Source organism: Kitasatospora herbaricolor (genome assembly GCF_030813695.1).
Taxonomy (GTDB): Bacteria; Actinomycetota; Actinomycetes; order Streptomycetales; family Streptomycetaceae; genus Kitasatospora; species Kitasatospora herbaricolor.
On record NZ_JAUSVA010000002.1, the window covers coordinates 545,512 to 566,693 of the forward strand.

Here is a 21,182-nt window from a genome sequence, read left to right on the forward strand (position 1 = left end):
GGTCGGCCTGCCCCGCCGACTGCGTCACACGGGTCGGACCACCGCGTCGGCGCCGGCCGGTCCGGCCGGCGGCTCGACCGGGAGGACGCGGTCGGGCCGGCCGGCGTCGAGGGCGGCCCGGTGCGGGTAGAGGCGCCAGGTGTCGCCGTCCCGCCGCACCACCGGATCGGTCCAGCTCTCGGTGAACCGGGGCACGAGGACCTGCGTGGCGGCCCGCTCGACATCGTGGACGACCACCGAGAGGATCACATGGCCGAGGTGGCCGAAGGTGAAGTCCTGCTCGGGGTGGTCCTCCGGGCCGGCGGCATCGACCACGTAGAGGCGCTCGTCCACCCAACGGCCCGACTCGTCCAGCCAGGCCCCCTCCGCCACCGGGACGCCGTCCACCCACAGGCTCACCCGGTCACTGTCGGTCCGGTCGCGGAGGTGCACGGCCCGATGCCGGTCGTCGGCGGTGAAGCGCACGGTGAGCCCGAACTCCGTCCAGCAGTCGAGGAAGGCGTCGCAGGCGCCCGGCACCGGACCGCAGCGGCTCGGCCGGGGCCCGGCGTCGGGCCGGCGCTCGGGGTCGAGGGCGCAGGTCCAAGGCTCCCGGCAGGACCGGTCGATCCGCCGGGTGCAGCCGAGCCCCAGGGCGGCGCAGTCGCGCGGCGAGGCCCGGGACAGCAGCTCGGCGAGCCGCTCCCGGTACCGGGCGTCCCCGACCAGGCTGCGGATGTCGCCGCCCGCGTCCGTCCACCAGACGAGCAGGTCGCCCCCGCCCGGCGAGCGCCGCAGCCACTCCTTCCAGTACTCGCCGCGCTCCCCCCAGCGATGGGGCGCGGCCGCCACCGGGGGGAGGGCCTCGGCCGGTTCCTGGGCGTGCTCGCGCGCGTCCTTCCCACTCCGTCGCCATCGCATCGGCCGCCCCCGGCTCCCCCTCGACAACCGCCGCACCGGCGCTCGGCGGACGGACCGGACCGATCCTAGAACGGCCGCCCGACAGCGCCCGGGCAATTGCGCCCCGGCCGGCCCCGCCCGGTCGGCCGGGGCCGGCGATCACCCGGTCACCGGATCACGGACCGTCAGCGACCGGCGCCCCCAGCAGCTCCACCTCCTGAGGGGTCAGCCGCAGGCCGGCCGCCGCGATGTTCTCGTCCAGGTGGGCCGGGTCGGTCGTGCCGGGGATGGCCAGCACGTGCGGCCCGCGGTGGAGGGTCCAGGCGAGCCGTACCTGCGCCGGCGTCGCGGCGTGGGCGCGGGCGACCGCCCGGACCCGGTCGTCCCGCTCCTGCCCGGCGGCCGCCTCGCGGCGCAGTCCGGCGACCGCGAAGAAGGGGACGAAGGCGATGCCGAGTTCACCGCAGAGGTCCACCAGGCCGCTTTCGTCGGCCCGGCGCCAGTCGAGTCCGTAGGAGTTCTGCACGCAGACCACCGGGGCGATCGCCCGGGCCTCGACGACGTGCTCGGGGCGGACGGCGGAGAGTCCCAGGTGCCGGATCAGACCGGCCTCGCGCAGCTCGGCGAGGGCGCCGAAGTGCTCCGCGACGGACGGCATGCCGGGACCGTTGCGGCGCAGGTTCACCACGTCGAGGTGGTCCCGCCCCAGCTGGCGGAGGTTCTCCTCCACCTGGCCGCGCAGTTGGTCGGGGCGGGCCATGGCGTGCCACTCGCCGGACGGATCGCGGCCCGGCCCGACCTTGGTGACGACGACCACGTCGTCCTGCCCGGTCGACAGCGCGCGGTTGACGAGCTCGTTGGCCGATCGCAACGGGGAGAAGTAGAAGGCGGCCGTGTCGATGTGGTCGACGCCCCGGTCGACCGCCCGGCGCAGCAGACGGACGGCGTGGTCGCGGTCGATCGGCGGGCCGTCCGAGTTCCCGGCCATGCCGTTGCCGGTCAGCCGCATCGCGCCGTAGCCGATCCGGTTGACCTCCTTGTCCCCGAGCTTCCAAGTCCCCGCAGCCGCCGCGCTCACTCTGCCGTGTTTCCCTTCGCCTTCGCGGACGGCAGTCCGCCGCCTCGCCGGAACCTGGAGTATGAGGTGCCGCAAGGCGTCCCGACAGGGCCGCGGGACGGGCGAATTGTCACACCCGGCTCGGGAACGATCAGTCGCGGCCCAGCCGTTGGACCTGCTGAGAGACGCTCGGGGAAGCAACGGAAGGCCGTGCCTGACCGGCCTGGTCGCCGTGACCGTCAGCGGGGTGCGACCCTTGGGACATCCTGGTCGTTCGCTGCCGGACGATCACAGGCGCCCCGTCGGGATCCGCAACGACCGTGAGGGTGACCGGATGGACAGCAGCCCGCAGACCCCGGCGGCGACCGGAGCCCGCGGCGACCGACAGGACAGCTGCGGCTGCTTCGACCAGGGCCGGGCGACCGACCGACGGCGGGTCGTCTGCGACGGACCGGTCACCCGGCCGCGCCGGGTGTGGATCTCCCTCCGGGTGGCCACGGACGTCCTGCCGCTGCTGGTCAACGCCTGCTCCGTCGCCTGCGTCGCCGCGCTGCCCGCCCCGCCGAAGGGCTATGTCCGCGGCCCGCACTCGGGCGGCCCGGCCGTCCGGCAGCCGACGGCCGACTACTGGTGACCCGTCCGGCGGCGGCCGACCGGTGGTCGTGGGGCGGCGTACGCCACGCGTCCGCCCGGCCACCGGGGCCCGAACACCCGGTCAGGAGGCCTCGGTCGGCCTGACCGCTTCGGCGGCCCCGGCCCGCTCGGCCCGCCCGGCCGGGCCGGTCCGCCAGATCAGCGGGAGGACGAGGGCCGCGACCACCGCGAGCAGGCCGGCCAGGCCCATGGCGCGGCCCGCGCCGATCGCCTCCACCTGCTGGAAGGCGGCGGTGATCGCGTCGCCGGTCGCCTGGTCGACGGAGGAGAGGATCTGATCGGCCAGCTTCGAGTCGGTCACGGCGTTGCCCAGTTGCTGGGCGTCCGCGTCGGACAGGCCGGCGGCCTTGGCCCGGTCGATCGCCTGGTTGGTCTCGACGGCCTGCTCGACGGCGACCGTCACGGCGACCCCGAAGGCCCCGCCGAGCATGCTGGTCACCTTGAACATCCCGGAGGCGGTACCGGCCAGCTCCTCCGGCGGCCCCGCCACCGCGGTGTCGGACAGCGGGATCGACATCAGACCCAGGCCCGCGCCGAGCACCAGCAGGCCGGCGGCCAGGATCGCGTAGTTGTAGTGCCGGCCGATGATCGCGGCCACCAGCGTGCCGACGCCCAGCAGCAGCACGCCGATCACCACGGGCAGCCGGGCTCCGCGCCGGGCGGAGACCCGGCCGCCGAACGGGTTGAACAGCAGGATGGTGACGGTCGAGGGCAGCAGCAGGAGCCCGGCCGCGACCGGTCCGTAGCCGCGGACCTCCTGCAGGTACAGGGTGAGCAGGAAGCTCACCCCGGCGAAGACGATGTTCATGACGGAGTTCGCCACCAGCGCGCCGCAGAACGGCCGGGACGAGAACAGCCGAAGGTCGATCAGCGGGTCCGGCAGGCGCTTCTGCAGGTAGACGAACAGGCCCGCCAGCACCACCGAGCCGATCAGCAGGCCGATGATCAGCGGGTCGGTGAAACCCTCCTCCTGCCCGGCCGTGCACCCGTAGAGCAGGCAGAACGCGGCCAGCGCGCTGGTCAGCAGGCCGGGGACGTCGATGTGCCGGGAGGCGTTCGGGTCGGTGGACTCCACCGCGGCCCGGCGCACCAGCCAAAGGCCGACCAGCGCCAGCGGGGCGTTGATCCAGAAGGTGGAGCGCCAGCCGAGCAGGCCGGTGAGGACGCCGCCGACGGCGGGGCCGGCCGCCTGGCCGACCCAGGCGACGGCCATCCAGGCCCCGAACGCCCGGGGCTGCTCCTCCGGCGGGAACATCGGCGGGATCAGCGCCAGCGTGGCGGGCAGGATCAGCGCGGCGCCGACACCCATCGCCCCGCGGCCGACGATCATGCCGGTGACGCCCGGCACGAAGGCCGTCGCCAGCGAGACGGCGCCCATCACCAGCAGGCCGATCTCCAGCATCCGCTTGCGCCCGTACACGTCGCCCAGGCGGCCGGCGGCGAGCACCAGCGCCCCGGTGGAAAGGCTGAAGGCGTTGTTGGCCCACTGCAGGTCGGGAAGCGAGACGGACAGTTCCTGGGAGATGGTCGGGACGGCCACCCCGAAGTCGGCGAACGACAGCCAGACCATGCCCGCCGCGACGCACATCCCGGCCAGCGCCTTCCAGCGGTGCTCCGAGTAGCCACGGTGCGACAAGGCTGTCGGACGGTCCATCAACCGGCTCCCCAGATCTCGCCGGCCTGTCGCCGGGGCGGACCTCCCCACTATCGGGGCGGGGCCGCCGCGTCACCGGTCGACACCCTGGGGAGCGCCCGCGACTCCACCGGACGGACCTGCCGCGGAGGCGGTTCCGGGGGCGGCCGCGTGCGCCGGCCGGTCCGCGACCGGCAGTTCCCGGGGCACGGGCGGCACCAGGGCGGTGGCCGGAGGGAACCGCGGCGGCTCCCCGTGGGGACGGGCGACCGGGAAGCCGTTCGCGCCGGAACGACGCAGGCCGGGCCGCCGCGGACGCTGTCGGTCCGCGATGGCCCGGCCGGTACGACCGTGGCGCGGCGGGGCCGCCCTGCCGGGCCGGCCCCGCATCCGCACCCCACTGCCGCGGGGGCGGGGAACTACTCCACGATGCCCGAGCCGTCGATGACGATCTTCGCGCGGGTGTTGCCGGACTGGGAACCGAGCGACTCGATCTTGGTCACCAGGTCCTGGCCCTCGACGACCTCGCCGAAGACGACGTGCTTGCCGTCGAGCCACGGGGTGAGCACCGTGGTGATGAAGAACTGCGAGCCGTTGGTGTTGCGCCCGGCGTTCGCCATGGACAGCAGGAACGGCTTGTTGTGCTTGAGGGTGAAGTTCTCGTCGGCGAACTTCTCGCCGTAGATGCTCTTGCCGCCCGTGCCGTCCCCACGGGTGAAGTCACCGCCCTGCAGCATGAACTCGGGGATGACGCGGTGGAAGCCCGAACCGGCGTAGCCGAAACCGTGCTGGCCGGTGGCCAGCTCGCGGAAGTTCTGCGCGGTCTTGGGCACGACGTCGTCGAAGAGCTGGAAGACGATGCGCCCGGCGGCCTCGCCGTCGATGGTGATGTCGAAGTAAACGTTTTGAGACATGTCCTTATCCTGCACCATCTCACCGGCAGGCACCGCATCGTCCGCCCCGAAGACATCACACGGCACTCGCGCCCGGCCGCACGGGGCCGTCCGGAAACAGCCCGGGACCACCCGCCCACCGCGCTCGTCACCAGCCCCTGCCCGGCGCCGACGCAGGCACGGACCAGGCCGGGTACGCAGGGCGGGTTTCGGCCGCGCCGGGCCGTTCCGGGCAGGTCGGGTACGACCGGCGGCTAGGGTCGCGGTGGGAACAGGCTCATGGCGGGACGACCTTGGCGGGCCCGTCAGGATGAGCCGCCGTCAGACCCCGGCCGGAGCAGCCGGGATGGAACCCGAAGGAGGCGCCGGAGTGACGAGGATCATGGTCGTCGGCGGTGGCATCGGCGGTGCGGCGGTGGCCCTGGGGCTGCACAAGGCCGGCTTCGAGGTGACCGTCCACGAGGCCCACCCGGACGGCGGGGACGACGCCGGGGCGTTCCTCACCCTCGCCAGCAACGGCATGCGCGCACTCGCGCAGCTCGACGCCGCCGCGCCGGTGAACGGGCTCGGCTTCCCGCTCAGCACCATGAGCGTGCTGGACGAGGGCGGCCGGGAGCTGGCCACCGTGCCGCTCGGGGAGCACGACCACCCGCCCACCCGCTACCGCTGCCTGCGGCGCGCCGAGCTCGGCGAGGCCCTGCGCGCCGAGGTCCGCCGGCGGGGGATCCCGCTGCGGCACGGGGAGCGGCTCACCGGTCTCACCGAGAGCGCCGGGGGTGTCACCGTGCGCTTCGCCGACGGCGGTACGGCGCACGCGGACCTGGTGGTGGGGGCCGACGGGCTGCACTCCGCCGTCCGCTCGCAGCTCGACCCGGACGGCGACCGGCCTCAGTACGCGGGCCAGCGCGTCTTCTACGGGTACACGGCCGACGCCCCGGCGCCGTCGGGCGGGCCCGAGGACCGGATCACCATGGTCCGCGGCAGCGGCGCCGCCTTCGGCTACGCCCACTCCCCGGGCGGGGAGGCCTACTGGTTCGCGCGGGTGCCCGGCCCGCCGGCGAGCGCCCAGGAGCTGGCCGGCACCGGGCCGGACGGGTGGCGCGAGCAGTTGCTGGCGCTGCTGCGCCCGGACCGCACCCCCGCCGCGGACATCGTCGCGGCGACCACCGACCGCCTGATGGTGACCAACGCCCGGCACCTGCCGCCCGGTGGCCGCTGGCGCGGGCGGCGCGCCGTCCTGCTCGGCGACGCCGCGCACGCCGCGTCACCGGCCACCGGTCAGGGCGCGTCGATGGCCCTGGAGGACGCGGTGGTGCTGGCCAAGGCGCTGCGCGAGGCCGGCCCGGACGGCGGTTCGCCCGCCGCTGCGCACGAAGCGGCGCTGGCCCGCTACGAGGCCCTGCGCCGGCCCAGGGCCGAGCAGAACACCGTGACCAGTGCCCGGCTCACCGCCGGCCGCACCGACCGGCCCTCGCCCGCCGCGGCTCCGCCGCGCGACTCCGAGCGGCCCGCACCGGGCGTCGACGCGGACCTGCTGCGCCTGCTGGACTGGGACACCCCGCTGCCCCCGGCCGAGCTGCCGGCCTGAGGCGCCGCCTCGGCGGACGGGCCTGACCGGGCCAGGCCCGGCGGCGCGCGCACCCTGCTCCCCCGCTGCTCGTCCCCGGCGCTACTCGTCCCCGGCGCGCTCCGTGGCGGGCCGATGATGTCGGCCGACCCTGGGAGCCGCGCCCGGGACGGCACCCCGCGCGACCGGCGCGGCTTGCCCCCTCGGTCGCGAAACCCTGCGCGTGGCGTCCGGACCACCTCCCCGGACCGGACCTCCCAGGATGTCACGGCGCGGCCCCCCGTGTCCCAGGATCCGGTGCCGGTGGGGTCGTTGTCGGACCCGTCTCCTACGCTCTTCTCCTGCGGTCCCGGCTGCGTCCGGGCATCGGTTGGTCCCGGCCCTGGCGGCGGGGGCCGTTGCCGGGATGGAGGGGAATGCCGTGATGGACCGATTTGATCTCCTGGTACCGGGTGAGGAGCCCGCCCGAAGTGTGGTGCTGGCGCTCGGCGCCCGTGGACATCAGGAGGTCGCCGTCCAGGAGGCCCGCCTGGTGTACCCGGACCAGGCCTCGGACGCGGGCCGGCGGGTGGACGGCTGGTGGCACGTGATCTCCTTCGCCGACGACGAGGGCCTGGCGTCCGGAGGGCACTACGGGTGGGAGCGGGTGGCCGTCAACACCGTCGCGCGTACCTTCGGCGGCTACGGGGTCGGCTACGGCACCGGCTACCCGGAGGCCGGCGCCGTCCCCGTCGGGCCGAACGCCCTGGTCCGCGAGGTGGACCCGTCCGCCGCCCGGGAGGTGCGGCGGCAGATCGTCGCGCAGTTCCCGTCCCCGCAGGAGGACGCCGAGCCACAGCCGCCGCTGGCCTGCGCGGACACCGGCCGCACACTGCCGCCGCTGCAGGACTCGGTGTACGCGGCCGCCCGTGAGCTGCACGAACGCGGCGGGGCCGGCAGCGAGGTGCTGGAGGAGTGGCTGACCGCGCCGACGCTGCCCGACGACGACCCCGACGTCCTGCTCGACCTGGCCCACAGCGTGATGTACGACGGGGCCTGCGACGCCGACAGCGCGCTGCACGTCCCGCTGCTGGCCGCCGTCGCGCTCCGGCCCGACGTCCCCTCCGGGTGCCGGGCCCGGCTGATCACCCTGCTCTCCGGGGCCGCGACGCTCGCGGACCGCCGGGCCGCCGCGGCCGCCGACCGGCTCGCGGCGCACGGTCTCGTCGCCGCCGAGACGGCCGACGAGGCGGCGCCCCGGCTGGCCGTGGAGGCGGTGGCACCGGCCCTGCTGGCGGCCTGGTCCGGCGGCGACGAGGCCCTGCGGTTCGCCCTCGCCGGGCTGGCGGCCGCCACCCGCGCCGCCGGATGCACCGACCGGATCCGCGCCCTGACCGGCGGCCGGCCCGACGGCCCGTGCCGGGACGCCCTGCTGCTGGCGGCGGCACTGTCCGAGGACAAGTCCGCCGAGATCGACCAGGCCGTCGCGTACGTGGTCCGGCGGGGCCGTCTGCAGTCGCTCGACCTGCCCAGCCCGCTGGCGAGCCCGCGCGCGGCCGCGCTGGACCTGCTGCTGCCGCTGCTGGAGAGCGAGGCCTCCCGGCTACCGGTGTGAGGGCCGGCGGCGCCGGCCCAGGCGCGGCCGCGCGCGGCGGGGCGCTCGCGCAGGGGCTGAAGGCCCTCGACCTGGTCGACGGGCACCGCCCGCCCGGCCGGCCGGGCCGTCGTACCGGGGAAGGGCGAACGGTCGTTCCCGGCCGCGGGGCTGCCCACGTCGTTCCGCTCGGTGGAGTCCCGGACCGCCGGTGCCGGGGTCGCCTCCCCATCGGCCTTCGGGAGTCTCTGAACGACCGACCGGGGTCGGGACGCGGCCGGCCCGGGGCCGTTCGAAAGGCCGGGTGGCGCGCCGGCCGGACTACTCGCGCCTTCGGGAGTCTCTGAACGACCGACCGGCGTCAGGACGCGGCCGGCCCGGGGCCGTTCGAAAGGCCGGGTGGCGCGCCGGCCGGACTACTCGCCTGCCAGCCGGCGGAAGTGCTCCTCGCGGATCTCCTCCCACGGCCGGCACTCCTCCGGCGCGGGCAGGCCGTTGAGGGCGACGTCCTCCAGGACGCCGGCGAGCGTCGCCGCGCGGTCACGCTCCTTGGCCGCCAGGGCACGCAGGGCGTCGGCCTCGTCCTCGCTGACCGGCTCGCGCACGGGCGGTGCGTCGTGAGTCGTCATCCTGCAGCTCCTTCGCGGCGCCCGGCCGGGACGCCGGTTGCCGGCGACGCCCGGCACAGCGCCGCCGTCCCTGCTCCGCCCCGGGGTGGCGGCCCGGAACGCCGTACGGCCCTGGCCGTCCGTCAAATGTAGCGGGACGGCCGCCGCGACCGGGTGAACTCCGGGAGTTCGGGCCTGCTTCTCCGCAGCGAGGAGCGGAACCCGCCGCCTACGAGTGCCTTCGGCACGGTTCGGCGCCGGCCGAAGCGAGGCGCTCCTAGAGTGAAGCGCATGACCACCGCAGCCCACGAGTTCACCCGGTACGCCGACATCGGGACGGCGCTCGCCGACCCGCGGCTCGTCCCGCTGCCCGCCGAGCCCTCCGCCTGGCGGCCGACCGGCCCGGGCGACACGAGCGGCGGAACGGGCGGCGAAGGGCGCATCGCAGGGGGCGGCGCAACGGGCGGCGACGACGCGGCCGGCGCGATGGCCTGGCTGCGCGCCACCGTCGCCCGGTTCAGCTCGGGCGAGGCACACGCCCGTCGGCGGGCCCTGGTCGAGGCGGACTGCGCGCGGCTGGACCCGGCGGCCCTGCGCCTGGCCCGGCGGCTCGGCAAGGAACCCTTCCTCGTCTCCGTGGACGTGGAGGGCGGCTTCAGCGACGACCCGTCGGAGGTGGCCGAGCTGGCCGGTGAGCTGGCCGCCGCCGGGGTGGCCGGCATCAACCTGGAGGACGGCCGGGCCGACGGCTCGCTGGCCCCCGTCGCGCTGCACGCGGCGAAGATCACGGCCGTGAAGGCCGCCGCCCCCGGGCTCTTCGTCAACGCCCGTACCGACACGCACTGGCTCGGCGGCCACGAGCGGGAGACGACCGGCCGGCTCGACGCCTACCAGCAGGCCGGCGCCGACGGGGTGTTCGTCCCCGGCCTCGCCGACCCCGAGATCATCGCGGACCTCGTCCGGCACCTCGGCGTCCCGCTGAACGTCCTGCACTCCCCCACCGGCCCGGCGTTCCCGCAGCTCGCCGACCTCGGGGTCGCCCGGGTCAGCCTCGGCTCCCTGCTCTACCGTCTGGCCCTCGGAGCCGCCACCGCTGCGGCCCTCGCCGTCCGGGCCGGCCGCCCGGCCACCGGCCCGGACACGCCGCTGCCGAGCTACGCCGAGGTGCAGCGCCTCGTCCGCTGACAGGGGGCGGGCGGGCAGGCCTCCGGGGCACCGGTTTGCCCGCCCGGGCATGGGCTTGAGTCTCCCGTAGGGGGAGACGCGAAGGTGAGGCCATGAACGGGGACACGCTCCACTCGATCGGTGATCTGGCCCGGCGGACCGGACCGACCGTCAAGGCCATCCGGTTCTAAGCCGATTGCGGCATCGTGCCGCCCACCCGGCGCAGCCCGGCCGGCTACCGCCGGTACGGCACCGAAGCCGTCGTACGGCTGGAACTCGTACGGACGCTGCGTGACCTCGGCCTGGACCTCCCGACGATCCGACGGGTAGTGGACCGGGAGCTCCCGCTCGCCGAGGTGGCCGCGGCGCAGGCCGAGATCCTGGCGGTGCAGATCAAGCTGCTGCGCCGACGGCACGCGGTGCTGACGGCGGTGGCCAGGCGCGGCTCCACCCCGGAGGAGATGGACCTCATGCACCGACTCGCCGCACTCACCGAGGACGAACGCCGCCGGCTGGCCGGCGACTTCCTCGACGCCGTCTTCGGCGGCCTGTACACCGACCCCCGGTTCGCCGGTATCGCCCGCTCGCTGACGCCCGAACTGCCGGAGAACCCCGCGGCCGAGCAGGTCGAGGCGTGGATCGAGCTGGCGGAACTCTGCCAGGACAGGGACTTCCGCGCCGTCGTACGGCGGCTGGCCGAGCTGTACGCACAGCCGCGGGCCGACGGGGGCCGTGCAGGCCTGCGCCGCGACCTGGTGGCGGCCGCCCGCGAGCAGGCCGGCCCGGCGCCGGCGGCGGGCACCGGTCCTGCCTCGGCCGGGGCAGGACCGGTCGTCCCGGCGCTGCTGGCCGAGTGCGCGGCCACGCTCGGCCGGCCCGCCGACGAAGGGCTCCGGCGGCACCTGCTGGAGCGGCTGGAATCCGCGCACGACCCCCGCCGGGAGCGGTACCTGCGGCTGCTCCCCGTGGTCAACGGCTGGCCGGCCCCGGAGAGCCTGGCTCCGGTGTTCGACTGGTCCCTGCGGGCCTTGCGAAGCCCGGCCGCCGGGTAGCCGGGGCGGTGGCCTGGCGGCCCGGTCCGCGAAGGGGCGCCCGCCGGCCGGGAGCGGCCGGGCCTGTGCCAAGGTGGCCCGATGAAGACCATCGGGCTGCTGGGCGGGATGAGCTGGGAATCGACCGCGGAGTACTACCGTCTGCTGAACGTGTTGACGCGGGAGCGCCTTGGCGGCCTGCACTCGGCCAAGTGCGTGCTCCACTCCGTGGACTTCGCCGAGATCGAGGCGCTGCAGAGCGCCGGACAGTGGGAGCGGGCCGGTGAGGTGCTCGCCGAAGCGGCCAGGTCGTTGGAGGCGGCCGGCGCCGATCTGCTGCTGATCTGCACCAACACCATGCACAAGGTGGCCGGCCAGGTGGCCGCGGCCGTCTCCGTGCCGCTGCTGCACCTGGCGGACACCACGGCGGCCGCGGTGCTCGCCGCCGGCCTCGGCAAGGTCGGGCTGCTGGGCACCGCCTTCACGATGGAGCAGGAGTTCTACCGGGACCGGCTCGCGAGCCACGGCCTGGACGTGCTCGTCCCCGGTGCCACCGGCCGCGCCGAGGTGCACCGGGTCATCTACCAGGAGCTGTGCCTGGGGATCGTCCGCGAGGAGTCCCGGGACGCCTACCGGGCCGTGATCGCGGACCTGGTCGCCGCGGGTGCCGAGGGCATCGTGCTGGGCTGCACCGAGATCGAGCTGCTGATCGGCCCCGAGCACAGCCCCGTCCCGGTGTTCGCCACCACCAGCCTGCACGCCCGCGCCGCCGTGGACGCCGCGCTGGCGGACTGACCGCCGGCGGGTCGCCGGGCGCCCGCGACCGGCCCGGGGGGCCGGGGCCGCCCTGCCGGGGAGCCTCGTCCGCCCTCTCGTCGCGGGCGGACGCCCAGCCCGGTGGCGAGCACCCGCCCCCTCGTGGTCGGGCGCCGGTGGCGGCCCCCGGAACCGGCGGCCGGTCCCGACGGATCCGCCCGGCCCACCGTCCGCCGGCGACACCGGGAGAGACGTCAGGCCCGCCCGAGGCCCGTCCAGTCCTCGCCGTCCGGGCCGGCCATCAGGCCGCCCCAGTAGGCGATGGCGACGGCCTGGGCGCGGTCGCGGGCGTCGGTCTTCGCCAGGACCCGCTTCATGTGGGTCTTCACGGTGGACTCGGCGACCACCAGCAGAGCGGCGATCTCCGCGTTCGAGTGGCCCTCGGCGGCCAGTTGCAGGACCTGTCGCTCGCGCGTGGTCAGCCGGTCGAGCCGCGGGTCCGGGGCGGCGGCCCCCGGCGGGGCGGGGCCGCGGGCGACCAGGTGGCCGACCAGGTCGCGGGTGACGGCCGGGTCCAGCAGGGCGTGGCCTTCCGCGAGGGTGCGGACGGCGTCGATCAGCCGCTCCGGCGAGGCCCGCTTGAGCAGGAAGCCGCCGGCGCCGGCCCGCAACGCGCCCCAGACGTAGTCGTCGTGGTGGAACGTCGTCAGGACCAGCACGCGGGTGGCCAGTCCGGCGGCGACGATCCGCCGGGTCGCCTCGATCCCGTCGATGCCCGGCATCCGGACGTCCATCAGGACGACGTCCGGCGCGAGGGTCCGGCACAGCTCGACCGCCAGCAGCCCGTCGGCGGCCTGACCGACCACCTCGATGCCGTCCTCGGTGCCGAGCACCAGGGCCACCCCGGCCCGCAGCAGGGCGTCGTCGTCCGCGACCACCACCCGGACGGTCATCCGAGCGGAAGCGTCACCCGCAGCCGGAACCCGCCCCCGTCACCTCCCCCGTGCTCCAGGCTGCCGCCGAACATCGCGACCCGTTCGGCGATGCCCAGCAGCCCCCGGCCGGGGACGTAGCCGCCGGGCACGCCGCACCCGTTGTCGCGGACCAGGAGGTCGAGCACCCGGGCCTCGGTGCGTACGGCGACGGTCACGGTCACCTCGACAGGGCCGGTGCCGGTGCCGGCCCGGCCGTGCTTGACGGTGTTGGTGAGGGCCTCCTGGACGATCCGGTACGCGGAGCGGTCCACGGTGCGGGGCAGGTCGCCGGCGGCGGGATCGAGCCGCGCGGTGACCCGCAGTCCGGCCTGCCCCGTCCGCCCGATCAGCCGGGGCAGGTCGGCGAGACCGGGCTGCGGCCCCGGCCCGGGCGCGGGGGCCGGGGCGGGCAGGACGCCCGGGCCGGGGCCGGACCCGAGCTCGGGCGGCGGGCCCTGACGGCGGAGCAGGCCGAGCACCCGGTCGAGCTCGTCGAGCGCCTCCCGGCCGGTGTGCTCCAGGCCCGCCAGCAGCTCCCGGGTCTGCTCCGGGTCCCGGGCCAGGACGCGGCGGGCGGCACCGGCCTGGACCAGCATCACGTTCAGCGTGTGACCCACCAGGTCGTGCAACTCCCTGGCGATCCTGGCCCGTTCGTCGACCACCACCCGGCGGCGGAGCAGCAGGCGGGCCCGCTCCCGCTCCTCCTGGCGCCGGGCGGTGGCGAAGCCGACCGCCCAGGCCAGCAGCCAGACGAAGAGGACCCCGGCGGGCACCGCCGGGTAGGTGTGGGCCAGGCCGGCGAAGTACGCGGCCATGCCGGGCAGGACCACCACCGGCCCCAGCAGGGCCCGGCCCCGGGTCGCGTACAGGCCGAGCGAGTACAGCCCGACCAGGTTGGCGTACGGCGAGAGCGGGCTGGGCAGGACGAACAGGGCCTCCGCCGACAGCGCCGCGGTGCCGGCCAGGTAGGCGGCCAGCGGCGCCCTGCGGCGCAGGGCGAGCGCGCCGGCGAGCAGCACGCTGAGGGCGAGCGCGGGTACCGGCCCGACACGGATGTCCCCTGCCGCGCCCAGGCGTTCGGTGGCCATCGCGGCCAGGAAGGCCGAGGCTGCCGCGCCGTCCACGACGGCGGCGGGTGGCCGGGCCGCCCGAAGCGCGGCCGGCAGGCGCCGGACGGCGCTCATGGGACCGCGCTCGGGCCGGGAAGCGGCCGTGGCCGTGGCAGGGGCGGGGGGTGCGGGGGCGGCGGTCATGACCCCGCGCAAGGCCGCCCGGAACGAACCGGGGGCCGGTCGGGCAGCGGCGCCGCGAAGTCCGGGGTGCCGGTGGGCGTCAGGGGTACGGGCAGGGGTGCGTTCGACGTCGGCAGGCTCATCGCGGCTCCGGTGGGTGGTGCGCACCGCGACAGCGGTGAACGCTCCGGACCCTAGCGGGGCGGGGTGCGCCGCACATCGCCCCCCAGGGGTACGACGGCCCTGCCCCCGTCGGGGTAGGAGGACGGCGGGTACCCCGCCACCGGTACGGGCGCGGGCCCCGGCCGGGGGACGTGGGCGGCCCGGCCGGGTCCGTAGCGTCCCCGGCATGAAGCCCGCCATGAACTCCCCCGCCCCTGCCGACGCCCCGTCCGACCCCCGCCGCCACGGACCGCCGGCCGGCGGTCTGCGCCGGGCCGGGTGGATCGCGATCACCGCCTCCGCGACCGCGATCGCCCTGCTCTCCGCCCGCTACTTCACGCTCGACCCGGACTCCTTCCTGCCGGAGCAGCGGGCGACCTACCTCGCCGAACTGGCCCCGCTGATGCTCCATGTCGGCGGCGGCGTGGTGGCGTTGGTCCTCGGGCCCTGGCAGTTCCCGCCGCGCCTGCGGACCCGCCGGCCGGCCCTTCACCGGCTGATCGGCCGGGTCTACCTGGCCGCCGCGCTGGCGACGGCCGTCGGAGGCCTGTTGCTGGTGCCGAAGGGATTGTTCGGCCCGGTCGCGCCGCTCGGGTTCGCCGCGCTGGCCGTGCTGCTGCTGGTCGCGACGGTGGCGGCGTTCGTCTCGATCCGGCGCGGGGCGGTGACGCGGCACCGGATCTGGATGGTCCGGTCCTACGCGCTGATCTTCACCGGGGTCACCTTCCGGCTGTGGATCTCGGGCTTCTCGGCCGCCGGGGTCCCGTTCGGCCAGGCGTACGAGAGCGGCGCCTGGGCGGGCTGGCTGCTCAACCTGCTGGTGGCCGAACACGTCATCGCCCGGATCCGGACGGGCCGGCCGGCCGCGGGGCCGGCAGCGGGCGACCCGGCCGCGTAACCACCCGGCCCCGCAGCCGGCCCGGCCCCGCGGCCGCTCCTTCGTCCGGTCGCGCGGCAGGGCCGACGTACCGTCACATCCCTTGGGGGAAGGGATCGGCGGCCGGACGGGCCGAGCCTGAACGGGGTCCGGGCCACCGGTTGCGCCGGCGCTGGACACCACGGCACCGGGTGGTGTTCGATCGGCTACCGACCCGCCGCCGCCCCAGGAGGACCTCCCATGCCGCTCGACCGCGCGCTGCCGCGCCGCGCCTGGCACCACCTGGAGCCGATGCACGCGGTGCTCTACTTCGCACCGGAGGCCGCCGCCGAGGCGGGCGCGCTCGGCTACGACCTGGACGAGCGCTGGCCGAGCTACTTCGCCTGGCGGACGGCCCCGCTGGGCGCCGCGAGCACCGCGCTGGCCACCGCCGTCTGCTACAGCTTCAGCCCGGCGGCGGTGGGCAGGTACGTCCCGCAGGCCTGGGATGTGGCCGACCCGGCGAAGGTGCTGGCGGCCCGGCTGCGGTCGGTGGACGCCATCTACCGGGGCCTGTTCGACGGGCGGTTGGCGACCGCGGAGTTCGCCGAACTGGTGGGCCTGGCCCGGCTGGCGGCGGAGGCCGCGGTGACCGCCGGGCGGCCGCTCGCCGCCGCCAACGCCGCCCTGCCGTGGCCGGACGAACCCCCTCTGGCGCTCTGGCAGGCCCTCACCGTGCTGCGGGAGCACCGCGGCGACGGCCACCTGGCAGCACTGCTGGCGGCCGGACTCGACCCGTGCGAGTCCCTGGTGTCCTTCGCCGCGGTCGGCGCGGCCCCGGCCGAGAACTTCGGCGGCCGCGGCTGGACGGACGAGGAGTGGTCCGCCGCCCGGGACCGGCTCGCCGCGCGGGGCTGGCTGGACACCGAGGGTCTGGTCACCGAGGCGGGCCGGGCCGGCCGGAACGAGGTCGAGCGCCTCACCGACCAGCTGGCGGCCGGACCGTGGGAGGCCCTGGGCGCCGAGCGCTCCGAGCGCTTCATGGAGCTGATGGTGCCGTTCTTCCTGGGCGTGATCCAGGCCGGCCTGCTGCCGATGCAGAGCACCCTGGGCATCACCACCGTGCCGGCGCCGACCTGGTGACCGGGCCGGGGCTCCCGGCCCGGCCGCGGCCGGCGGGCTCCGCCCTCACAGCCGTAGTTCGGGCGGGAAGCCCGTCCAGCGCAGTTCGTCCGGCAGGTGCCGGGTGTCGTTGTGCACGAGGACGGAGGGCGGCCGGCCCGGCGGGTAGCGGATGACGGTGAGGGCGGCGTTGGCCGGGTGGACGCCGAGCCAGCGCCAGGCCGGTGCGTCCAGGGCGTGCCGGACCAGCCAGCCGACCAGGAAGCCGTGCGTGACGACGAGTTGGTGCCGGTCCTCGTCGCCGGCCACCGGACCGGTGAAGAGGTCCAGGGCCTGACCCGCCAGCCGCCGGCCGGTCCCGCGCTCCTCGGGCGTGACCCCGTCGAGGAAGCGCAGGAGGAAGTCGGCACTGTCGGCCGGCAGTTCGGCTCGCTCGGGCAGGTGCGGAACGTAGTCCCCGGCGGCGTCCGAGACCTGCGGGACGACGCCGTCCAGCTGTTGGGCGATCAGGGTCGCGGTCTGCGCCGCGCGTGGGAGCGGGCCGTGGTGCAGCAGGGTGACGGGACGGTCGCGAAGACGTCGGCCGAGCAGGACCGCCTGTCGGCGGCCGTTCGCCGTCAAGGGCCCGTCCTCCGACTCCGCCTCACCGTGCCGGGCGAGGTAGAGGTACCGGGTTGCCGTCCCCGTCATCGTGCCGCTCCTTCGATCGTGGCGTTCCCGCCGCTCCTGCGGGAACTCGTGCGTACTCCTGCTGGACGTCGCCCTCACGGACTCCGGTTCCCCGGGCCGCGGTGATGAGCTGTGGCTGGTGCTGCGCGACCACCAGGCGCAGTGCTTCTACGCCTCCGCCGCCCTCTGGACGGGTTCGGTACGCCCGGGCTGAGGCGCGGGCGCCGCCCGCCGGGCACGTCCCGACGGCGGCGCAGGCCGGCGGGCCCAGGACCTGAGGCGGTCGGCGAGCCCGGCGACGAGCTCGCGCAGTTCGTCGGGGCGCTCGATCACGAACGGCCGGTCGAGCGAGGCCAGTACCGGCGGCAGCCAGCCGAGTTCCTCCACCCGCAGGTGGACCCGCCGCCACTCCTCGGCAGCCGGGTCGGCCCCCTCGGCGGGCGGCGCGGGCTCCTCCAGGGTCGCGACGGCGGCCGGGAGCCGGGCGCGGATCTGAGCGACCGTCCCGTGGATCCGCAGGGTCACCTCGTGCCGGTAAGCGGCCGTGGCGAAGCCCGTCAGCACGCGCTGCGCCGGATCGGGCCCGGCGGGGACCTCGAACGCACCGGGCAGGGGCCTCGCACCGGCGATGCGGTCCAGCCGAAAGGTTCGCTCCCCACCGGGCCCGCCCGCATCCGCCGCGCCGGAACCCGCCCCGCCCGCACCCGCCCCGCCCGCACCCGACGCGTCCGCTCCGGCTCCGACCGCTCCTCGTCCGCAGGCCGCCCCCGCCCCGACGGCGTCCGCCCCGGGGTCCCTGCCGGTGACGTACCAGCGGCCCGCGTGGGCGACGATCCCGTACGGGTGCAGCACGCGCTCGCTGCGCTCCCCGGCGCGGTCGGTGTACCTGATCATGAGCGGCCGCCGGTGGCGCACCGCGTCGGCGACGGTGAGCAGGACCTCGGCGTCCGGCTCCACGCCCTCCCCCGGCGGGGTGGTGAAGGCGAGGGACTCCAGCACGGTGTCGAGCCGGCGGGCCAGCCGTTGCGGCAGCACCCGGCGAATCTTCGCCGCCGCCGTCCCGCTCGCCGTGTCCGAGGCCGTCACCAGCCCCGCCCGGCGGCCGGCGGCCAGGCCGAGCAGCACCGCGAGCGCCTCCTCGTCGCTCAGCATGAGCGGCGGCAACCGGTAGCCGGGGCCGATCCGGTACCCGCCGTAGCGGCCGCGCACCGTTTCCACCGGGACGTCGAGGTCCAGCAACTGGCCCACGTAGCGGCGCACCGTCCGCCCGTCGACGCCGAGCCGGTCGGCGAGTTCGGCCACCGTCCGGACACCGCCCGACTGCAGCAGGTCCAGGAGGGTCAGCACACGCCCGGCAGGTCGAGACATACCCGGAGCCTAACGGCAATACCGGACCGAATCCGTCCGCTATCCGTCCTAGCCTGCGAGGGACAGCCACTGCGCCCACCTGGGAGAACACCATGGACTTCGTTTCGATCCGCATCATCACCGGCGACGTCGCGCGCCTCGTCGCCTTCTACGAGAAGGCCACCGGCGTGCCGGCGAGCTGGGCCACCGAGGACTTCGCCGAAGTCCGGACGCCCGGCGCATCCCTGGCCGTCGCCGGCACCCGTACCGTCCCCCTCTTCGCGCCCGGCTCCGCCCGCCCGGCGGAGAACCACAGCGTGATCATCGAGTTCCTGGTCGACGACGTGGACGAGGTGTACGGGAACCTCGCGGGCTTCGTCGGCGACTTCGTCGCCGCGCCCACCACCCTGCCCTGGGGCAACCGGTCGCTGCTGCTGCGGGACCCCGACGGCAACCTGGTCAACTTCTTCACGCCGGTCACCCCGGCCGCACGGGCGAGGCTCGCCCGCTGACACCGGGCACGACCCCTCGCGCGGCGGGGTGCGGAGGGAGGGCGAACAGCACCGGCGCACGGCCCGCAACGCCCCCGCCCCCGCCGCCGGAGGGCGACGAGGGCGGGGGCGGGTGGGGCCGGCCGGTGCGGCCGGCCCCGCGGTCAGTGCGACCAGAACGGGTCGTCCACCTTGGGCAGCAGGTCCTGGTTGCCCTTGGCGTCGGTGGGCAGCGGGGTGCCGGGGCCGAACGGGTAGCGGGTCTGCGGGTCCTTGACCGCGCCGACCCCGGCCGAAAGGGTCACGTTGCCGGGGAACCCGATCTGGATGTGCACGCCCACGCCGTCCCCGGCCTGGGCGTCGATGGCCGGCATCCGGTCGTCGGAGTTGACGCTGGTGATGGTGTAGCCCTGGGCCTTCCAGTACCGCTCGACCAGGCCGAGCAGGGCGCCGTACTTGGCCTGTGAGACCTTGGTCATCACGTAGCGGTTCTTGGACAGGTGCGTGGTGCCGTCCGGGCGGTCGTTCATCCCTTCGGTGTTCTCGCTGCTGGTGTAGGCGTCGTCGCTGAACTGGACGGCCGGGACGATGGCCTTGGTGGTGCCGTCCAGCAGGGCGTCGATCTTGGTCCGGGCCTCGGAGGCGTCCATGCTCGGGGTCCTCTTCTTCTCTGTGTCCGCACCGGCCGAGGAGCAGCCGCCGACCAGCAGGGCGGTGACGGCGAGCGCGGCTACGGCGCGAAGTGCACGGTGGTTCATCGGGGTTCCTGAAGGTTCACGCGGTCGCCGTGGCCGGAGACGATGCTGCCGAGGTTGCGCAGCGAGTTGCCCCCGCTGCCACCGGAGTCCTGGTTCCAGTAGTCGGAGTGCGAGTGCTGCCACTCGCCGTCCGCCACGTCGAACCGGCGGCCGCCGAACTCGCTGCTGGCCGGGTCCTGGCCGAACCAGAGTTCGTGCGGGTCACCGGACTTGCCGACCTGGTCGCCGATGATCCCGCCGACCACGGCGCCGGGGATGCCGCCGGTGACCAGGCCGATGCCGGCGCCGCCGAGCATGCCGTTGGTCTCGGAGTGGCTCGGCAGGTGGGTGACCGGGTCGTGCTCGGCGGAGCCGACCCAGACGTGCTGGGAGCCGACGCCGAGCTGGTCGGCCTTCTGGGCACCGGTGCCCGGGCTGCCGACCAGGATGATGTCGTCGGCGGGGATGCCGCCCGGGCGCTGCGCGGCCTGGCCGACCGTCAGCGAGCCGTAGCTGTGGCCGAGGGCGGTGACGTGGGCGGGGGTGCCCTCGTGGGTGCTCCGCAGGCCCTGCAGGAACTGCTGGTAGCCGGCGCCGCCCTGTTCGGCGCGCTGGGTGCCGGCCACCGCCAGGGTCTCCTGCTCGGCGCCCTTGAGCTGCGGGGCGTCGTAGCCGAGCCAGGTGATGGAGGCGGTGCTGCGGGACGGGTCGGCCTTCTGGGCCTCGGTCCAGAGGTCCTTGGCGCGGTTGCCGTCCTTTCCGCCGACGTCGCCGACCTTGGTTCCGAGACCGGGCACGTAGGCGACCACGTCGTCGGCGGTGTCCGGGTTCCCGAAGGAGATCGCGGCCCGCCCCTGGCCCTCGGTGCCGATGGCCATCAGGAAGACCGGCGGGTTGCCCTTGCCGTCCTCCTCGGCGAGCCGGCCCTGGATCTTCTTGAAGCCGTCCAGCTTGGTCTGCTCGTCCTCGGTGCGGTTCGGCTTGTTCTCCAGGTCCTTGATCAGGCCCGGCAGGACGGCCCGGTTGGCGGTGTTCCTGGCCTCCGCCGGGATGCCGTCACGATTGCCGATCAGGTCGGGGTGGTCCTTGACCAGTCGCTGCTGCTCGTCCGCGGTGAGGCCGTTCCACCAGGAGTTGACCTCGGTGGGCGAGGCGTTGGCGGCGGGCATGCCCTTGGCGAGGAGGTCCTCCTCGCCGCCGAAGACGTTCATCATCTTGCTGGTGAGCTCGGTGGTGGCGGTGCCGAGGTCGAGCCCGGTGCCGTTCTTGGCGTTGTCGGTGTAGTGCCGCAGGCGCTGGGCGATCACCTCGTCGGCGTGCGCCGCCTCGGAGAGGGCGTTGTTGATCCGGTCGGAGATCTGGTGACCCTTGACCGACGGGTTCTGGAAGTCCGGGTCGTGCCGCTCGCCCGGGCTGGCCGGGGGCCAGGAGACGGCGCCGTCGTCGCCGACGGTGTAGCCACCGGCCTTGGCCTCGTCCAGGGCGTCCAGCAGCTTGGACTGGGCGAGCAGGAAGGCCTCGGCGCCGTCGCGCAGGACGGGGCCGATCATGCCGAGTTCGATCTGGGCGGCGGAGAGCTTGGCGGTGGTCTGGGACAGGCTGGTCTCGGCCTGGTCGGCGGCGTTGCCCGTCCACTGCGAGTTCTTCACCCGGGTGTCGACGCCGTCCTTCCAGGTACCGGCGTGCCGGCCGAAGTTCTCCGCCAGCTTGTCGTACGCGGTGGCGGCCTCGTAGAGGTCGGCGGGCCTGGCGTCCCGCAGGGTCGCGATGTCCATGG

Annotated in this window: 19 protein-coding genes and 1 pseudogene; 9 read left to right on the top strand and 11 right to left on the bottom strand. The window is 75.5% G+C overall.

Annotation, left to right across the window (positions count from 1 at the left end):
• Positions 1-24: 24 nt before the first annotated feature.
• Positions 25-900, bottom strand: coding sequence for a hypothetical protein (locus J2S46_RS02840; protein WP_191291413.1), 876 nt, complete (start codon positions 898-900; stop codon positions 25-27).
• Between the two features lie 154 nt (positions 901-1,054).
• Positions 1,055-1,957, bottom strand: a complete 903-nt coding sequence (locus J2S46_RS02845) for an aldo/keto reductase (protein ID WP_191291412.1) — start codon at positions 1,955-1,957, stop codon at positions 1,055-1,057.
• Positions 1,958-2,270: 313 nt separating this feature from the next.
• On the opposite strand from J2S46_RS02845, the gene J2S46_RS02850 reads away from it, so the two are divergent.
• Positions 2,271-2,570, top strand: coding sequence for a hypothetical protein (locus J2S46_RS02850; protein ID WP_191291411.1), 300 nt, complete (start codon positions 2,271-2,273; stop codon positions 2,568-2,570).
• Positions 2,571-2,651: 81 nt separating this feature from the next.
• Here the strand turns inward: J2S46_RS02850 and J2S46_RS02855 are convergent, their stop codons facing one another.
• Both J2S46_RS02855 and J2S46_RS02860 read right to left on the bottom strand, forming a co-directional pair.
• Entirely contained in the window at positions 2,652-4,244 is a 1,593-nt protein-coding gene (locus J2S46_RS02855; RefSeq protein ID WP_191291410.1) for an MFS transporter, read from the bottom strand.
• Between the two features lie 398 nt (positions 4,245-4,642).
• Entirely contained in the window at positions 4,643-5,137 is a 495-nt protein-coding gene (locus J2S46_RS02860; protein ID WP_191291409.1) for a peptidylprolyl isomerase, read from the bottom strand.
• A 349-nt stretch (positions 5,138-5,486) separates the two neighbouring features.
• Here J2S46_RS02860 and J2S46_RS02865 point away from each other — a divergent pair, with 349 nt between their 5' ends.
• Both J2S46_RS02865 and J2S46_RS02870 read left to right on the top strand, forming a co-directional pair.
• Positions 5,487-6,704: an FAD-dependent oxidoreductase gene (locus J2S46_RS02865; RefSeq protein ID WP_229912926.1), complete on the top strand. Its 1,218-nt coding sequence runs from the start codon at positions 5,487-5,489 to the stop codon at positions 6,702-6,704.
• 403 nt (positions 6,705-7,107) lie between these two features.
• The gene (locus J2S46_RS02870) at positions 7,108-8,277 is read left to right on the top strand and encodes a hypothetical protein (protein WP_191291407.1); all 1,170 of its coding nucleotides are present in this window, start codon (positions 7,108-7,110) and stop codon (positions 8,275-8,277) included.
• Positions 8,278-8,672: 395 nt separating this feature from the next.
• Here the strand turns inward: J2S46_RS02870 and J2S46_RS02875 are convergent, their stop codons facing one another.
• Positions 8,673-8,885: a hypothetical protein gene (locus J2S46_RS02875; protein ID WP_191291406.1), complete on the bottom strand. Its 213-nt coding sequence runs from the start codon at positions 8,883-8,885 to the stop codon at positions 8,673-8,675.
• 270 nt (positions 8,886-9,155) lie between these two features.
• On the opposite strand from J2S46_RS02875, the gene J2S46_RS02880 reads away from it, so the two are divergent.
• From J2S46_RS02880 to J2S46_RS02890, 3 genes and pseudogenes are all read left to right on the top strand, one after another.
• Positions 9,156-10,049, top strand: a complete 894-nt coding sequence (locus tag J2S46_RS02880) for an isocitrate lyase/phosphoenolpyruvate mutase family protein (protein ID WP_229912925.1) — start codon at positions 9,156-9,158, stop codon at positions 10,047-10,049.
• A 92-nt stretch (positions 10,050-10,141) separates the two neighbouring features.
• Positions 10,142-11,080: pseudogene (locus J2S46_RS02885) on the top strand (MerR family transcriptional regulator).
• Positions 11,081-11,161: 81 nt separating this feature from the next.
• Complete coding sequence (locus tag J2S46_RS02890) at positions 11,162-11,854, top strand: aspartate/glutamate racemase family protein (RefSeq protein ID WP_191291405.1); 693 nt, start codon at positions 11,162-11,164, stop codon at positions 11,852-11,854.
• A 215-nt stretch (positions 11,855-12,069) separates the two neighbouring features.
• On the opposite strand, the gene J2S46_RS02895 is transcribed toward J2S46_RS02890, so the two are convergent.
• Entirely contained in the window at positions 12,070-12,768 is a 699-nt protein-coding gene (locus J2S46_RS02895; protein WP_191291404.1) for a response regulator, read from the bottom strand.
• Complete coding sequence (locus J2S46_RS02900; RefSeq protein ID WP_191291403.1) at positions 12,765-13,973, bottom strand: sensor histidine kinase; 1,209 nt, start codon at positions 13,971-13,973, stop codon at positions 12,765-12,767. Before J2S46_RS02900 ends, J2S46_RS02895 begins: the two co-directional genes overlap by 4 nt.
• 397 nt (positions 13,974-14,370) lie before the next feature.
• On the opposite strand from J2S46_RS02900, the gene J2S46_RS02905 reads away from it, so the two are divergent.
• Entirely contained in the window at positions 14,371-15,081 is a 711-nt protein-coding gene (locus J2S46_RS02905) for a DUF2306 domain-containing protein (protein ID WP_191291402.1), read from the top strand.
• Between the two features lie 219 nt (positions 15,082-15,300).
• Positions 15,301-16,182 carry an SCO6745 family protein gene (locus J2S46_RS02910; protein ID WP_191291401.1) on the top strand — a complete coding sequence of 294 codons (882 nt, stop codon included), beginning with the start codon at positions 15,301-15,303 and terminating at the stop codon, positions 16,180-16,182.
• Positions 16,183-16,227: 45 nt separating this feature from the next.
• On the opposite strand, the gene J2S46_RS02915 is transcribed toward J2S46_RS02910, so the two are convergent.
• Together J2S46_RS02915 and J2S46_RS02920 are read right to left on the bottom strand one after the other, a co-directional pair.
• Positions 16,228-16,851, bottom strand: coding sequence for a histidine phosphatase family protein (locus tag J2S46_RS02915; protein WP_191291400.1), 624 nt, complete (start codon positions 16,849-16,851; stop codon positions 16,228-16,230).
• Positions 16,852-16,998: 147 nt separating this feature from the next.
• Positions 16,999-18,198: a helix-turn-helix transcriptional regulator gene (locus tag J2S46_RS02920; protein WP_191291399.1), complete on the bottom strand. Its 1,200-nt coding sequence runs from the start codon at positions 18,196-18,198 to the stop codon at positions 16,999-17,001.
• Between the two features lie 92 nt (positions 18,199-18,290).
• On the opposite strand from J2S46_RS02920, the gene J2S46_RS02925 reads away from it, so the two are divergent.
• Positions 18,291-18,689: a VOC family protein gene (locus tag J2S46_RS02925; protein ID WP_191291398.1), complete on the top strand. Its 399-nt coding sequence runs from the start codon at positions 18,291-18,293 to the stop codon at positions 18,687-18,689.
• Between the two features lie 143 nt (positions 18,690-18,832).
• Here J2S46_RS02925 and J2S46_RS02930 read toward each other — a convergent pair whose 3' ends face one another.
• Both J2S46_RS02930 and J2S46_RS02935 read right to left on the bottom strand, forming a co-directional pair.
• The gene (locus J2S46_RS02930) at positions 18,833-19,426 is read right to left on the bottom strand and encodes a hypothetical protein (protein WP_073922475.1); all 594 of its coding nucleotides are present in this window, start codon (positions 19,424-19,426) and stop codon (positions 18,833-18,835) included.
• Complete coding sequence (locus J2S46_RS02935) at positions 19,423-21,180, bottom strand: alpha/beta hydrolase (RefSeq protein ID WP_191291397.1); 1,758 nt, start codon at positions 21,178-21,180, stop codon at positions 19,423-19,425. The genes J2S46_RS02930 and J2S46_RS02935 overlap by 4 nt, the downstream gene beginning before the upstream one ends.
• Between the last annotated feature and the right edge of the window lie 2 nt (positions 21,181-21,182).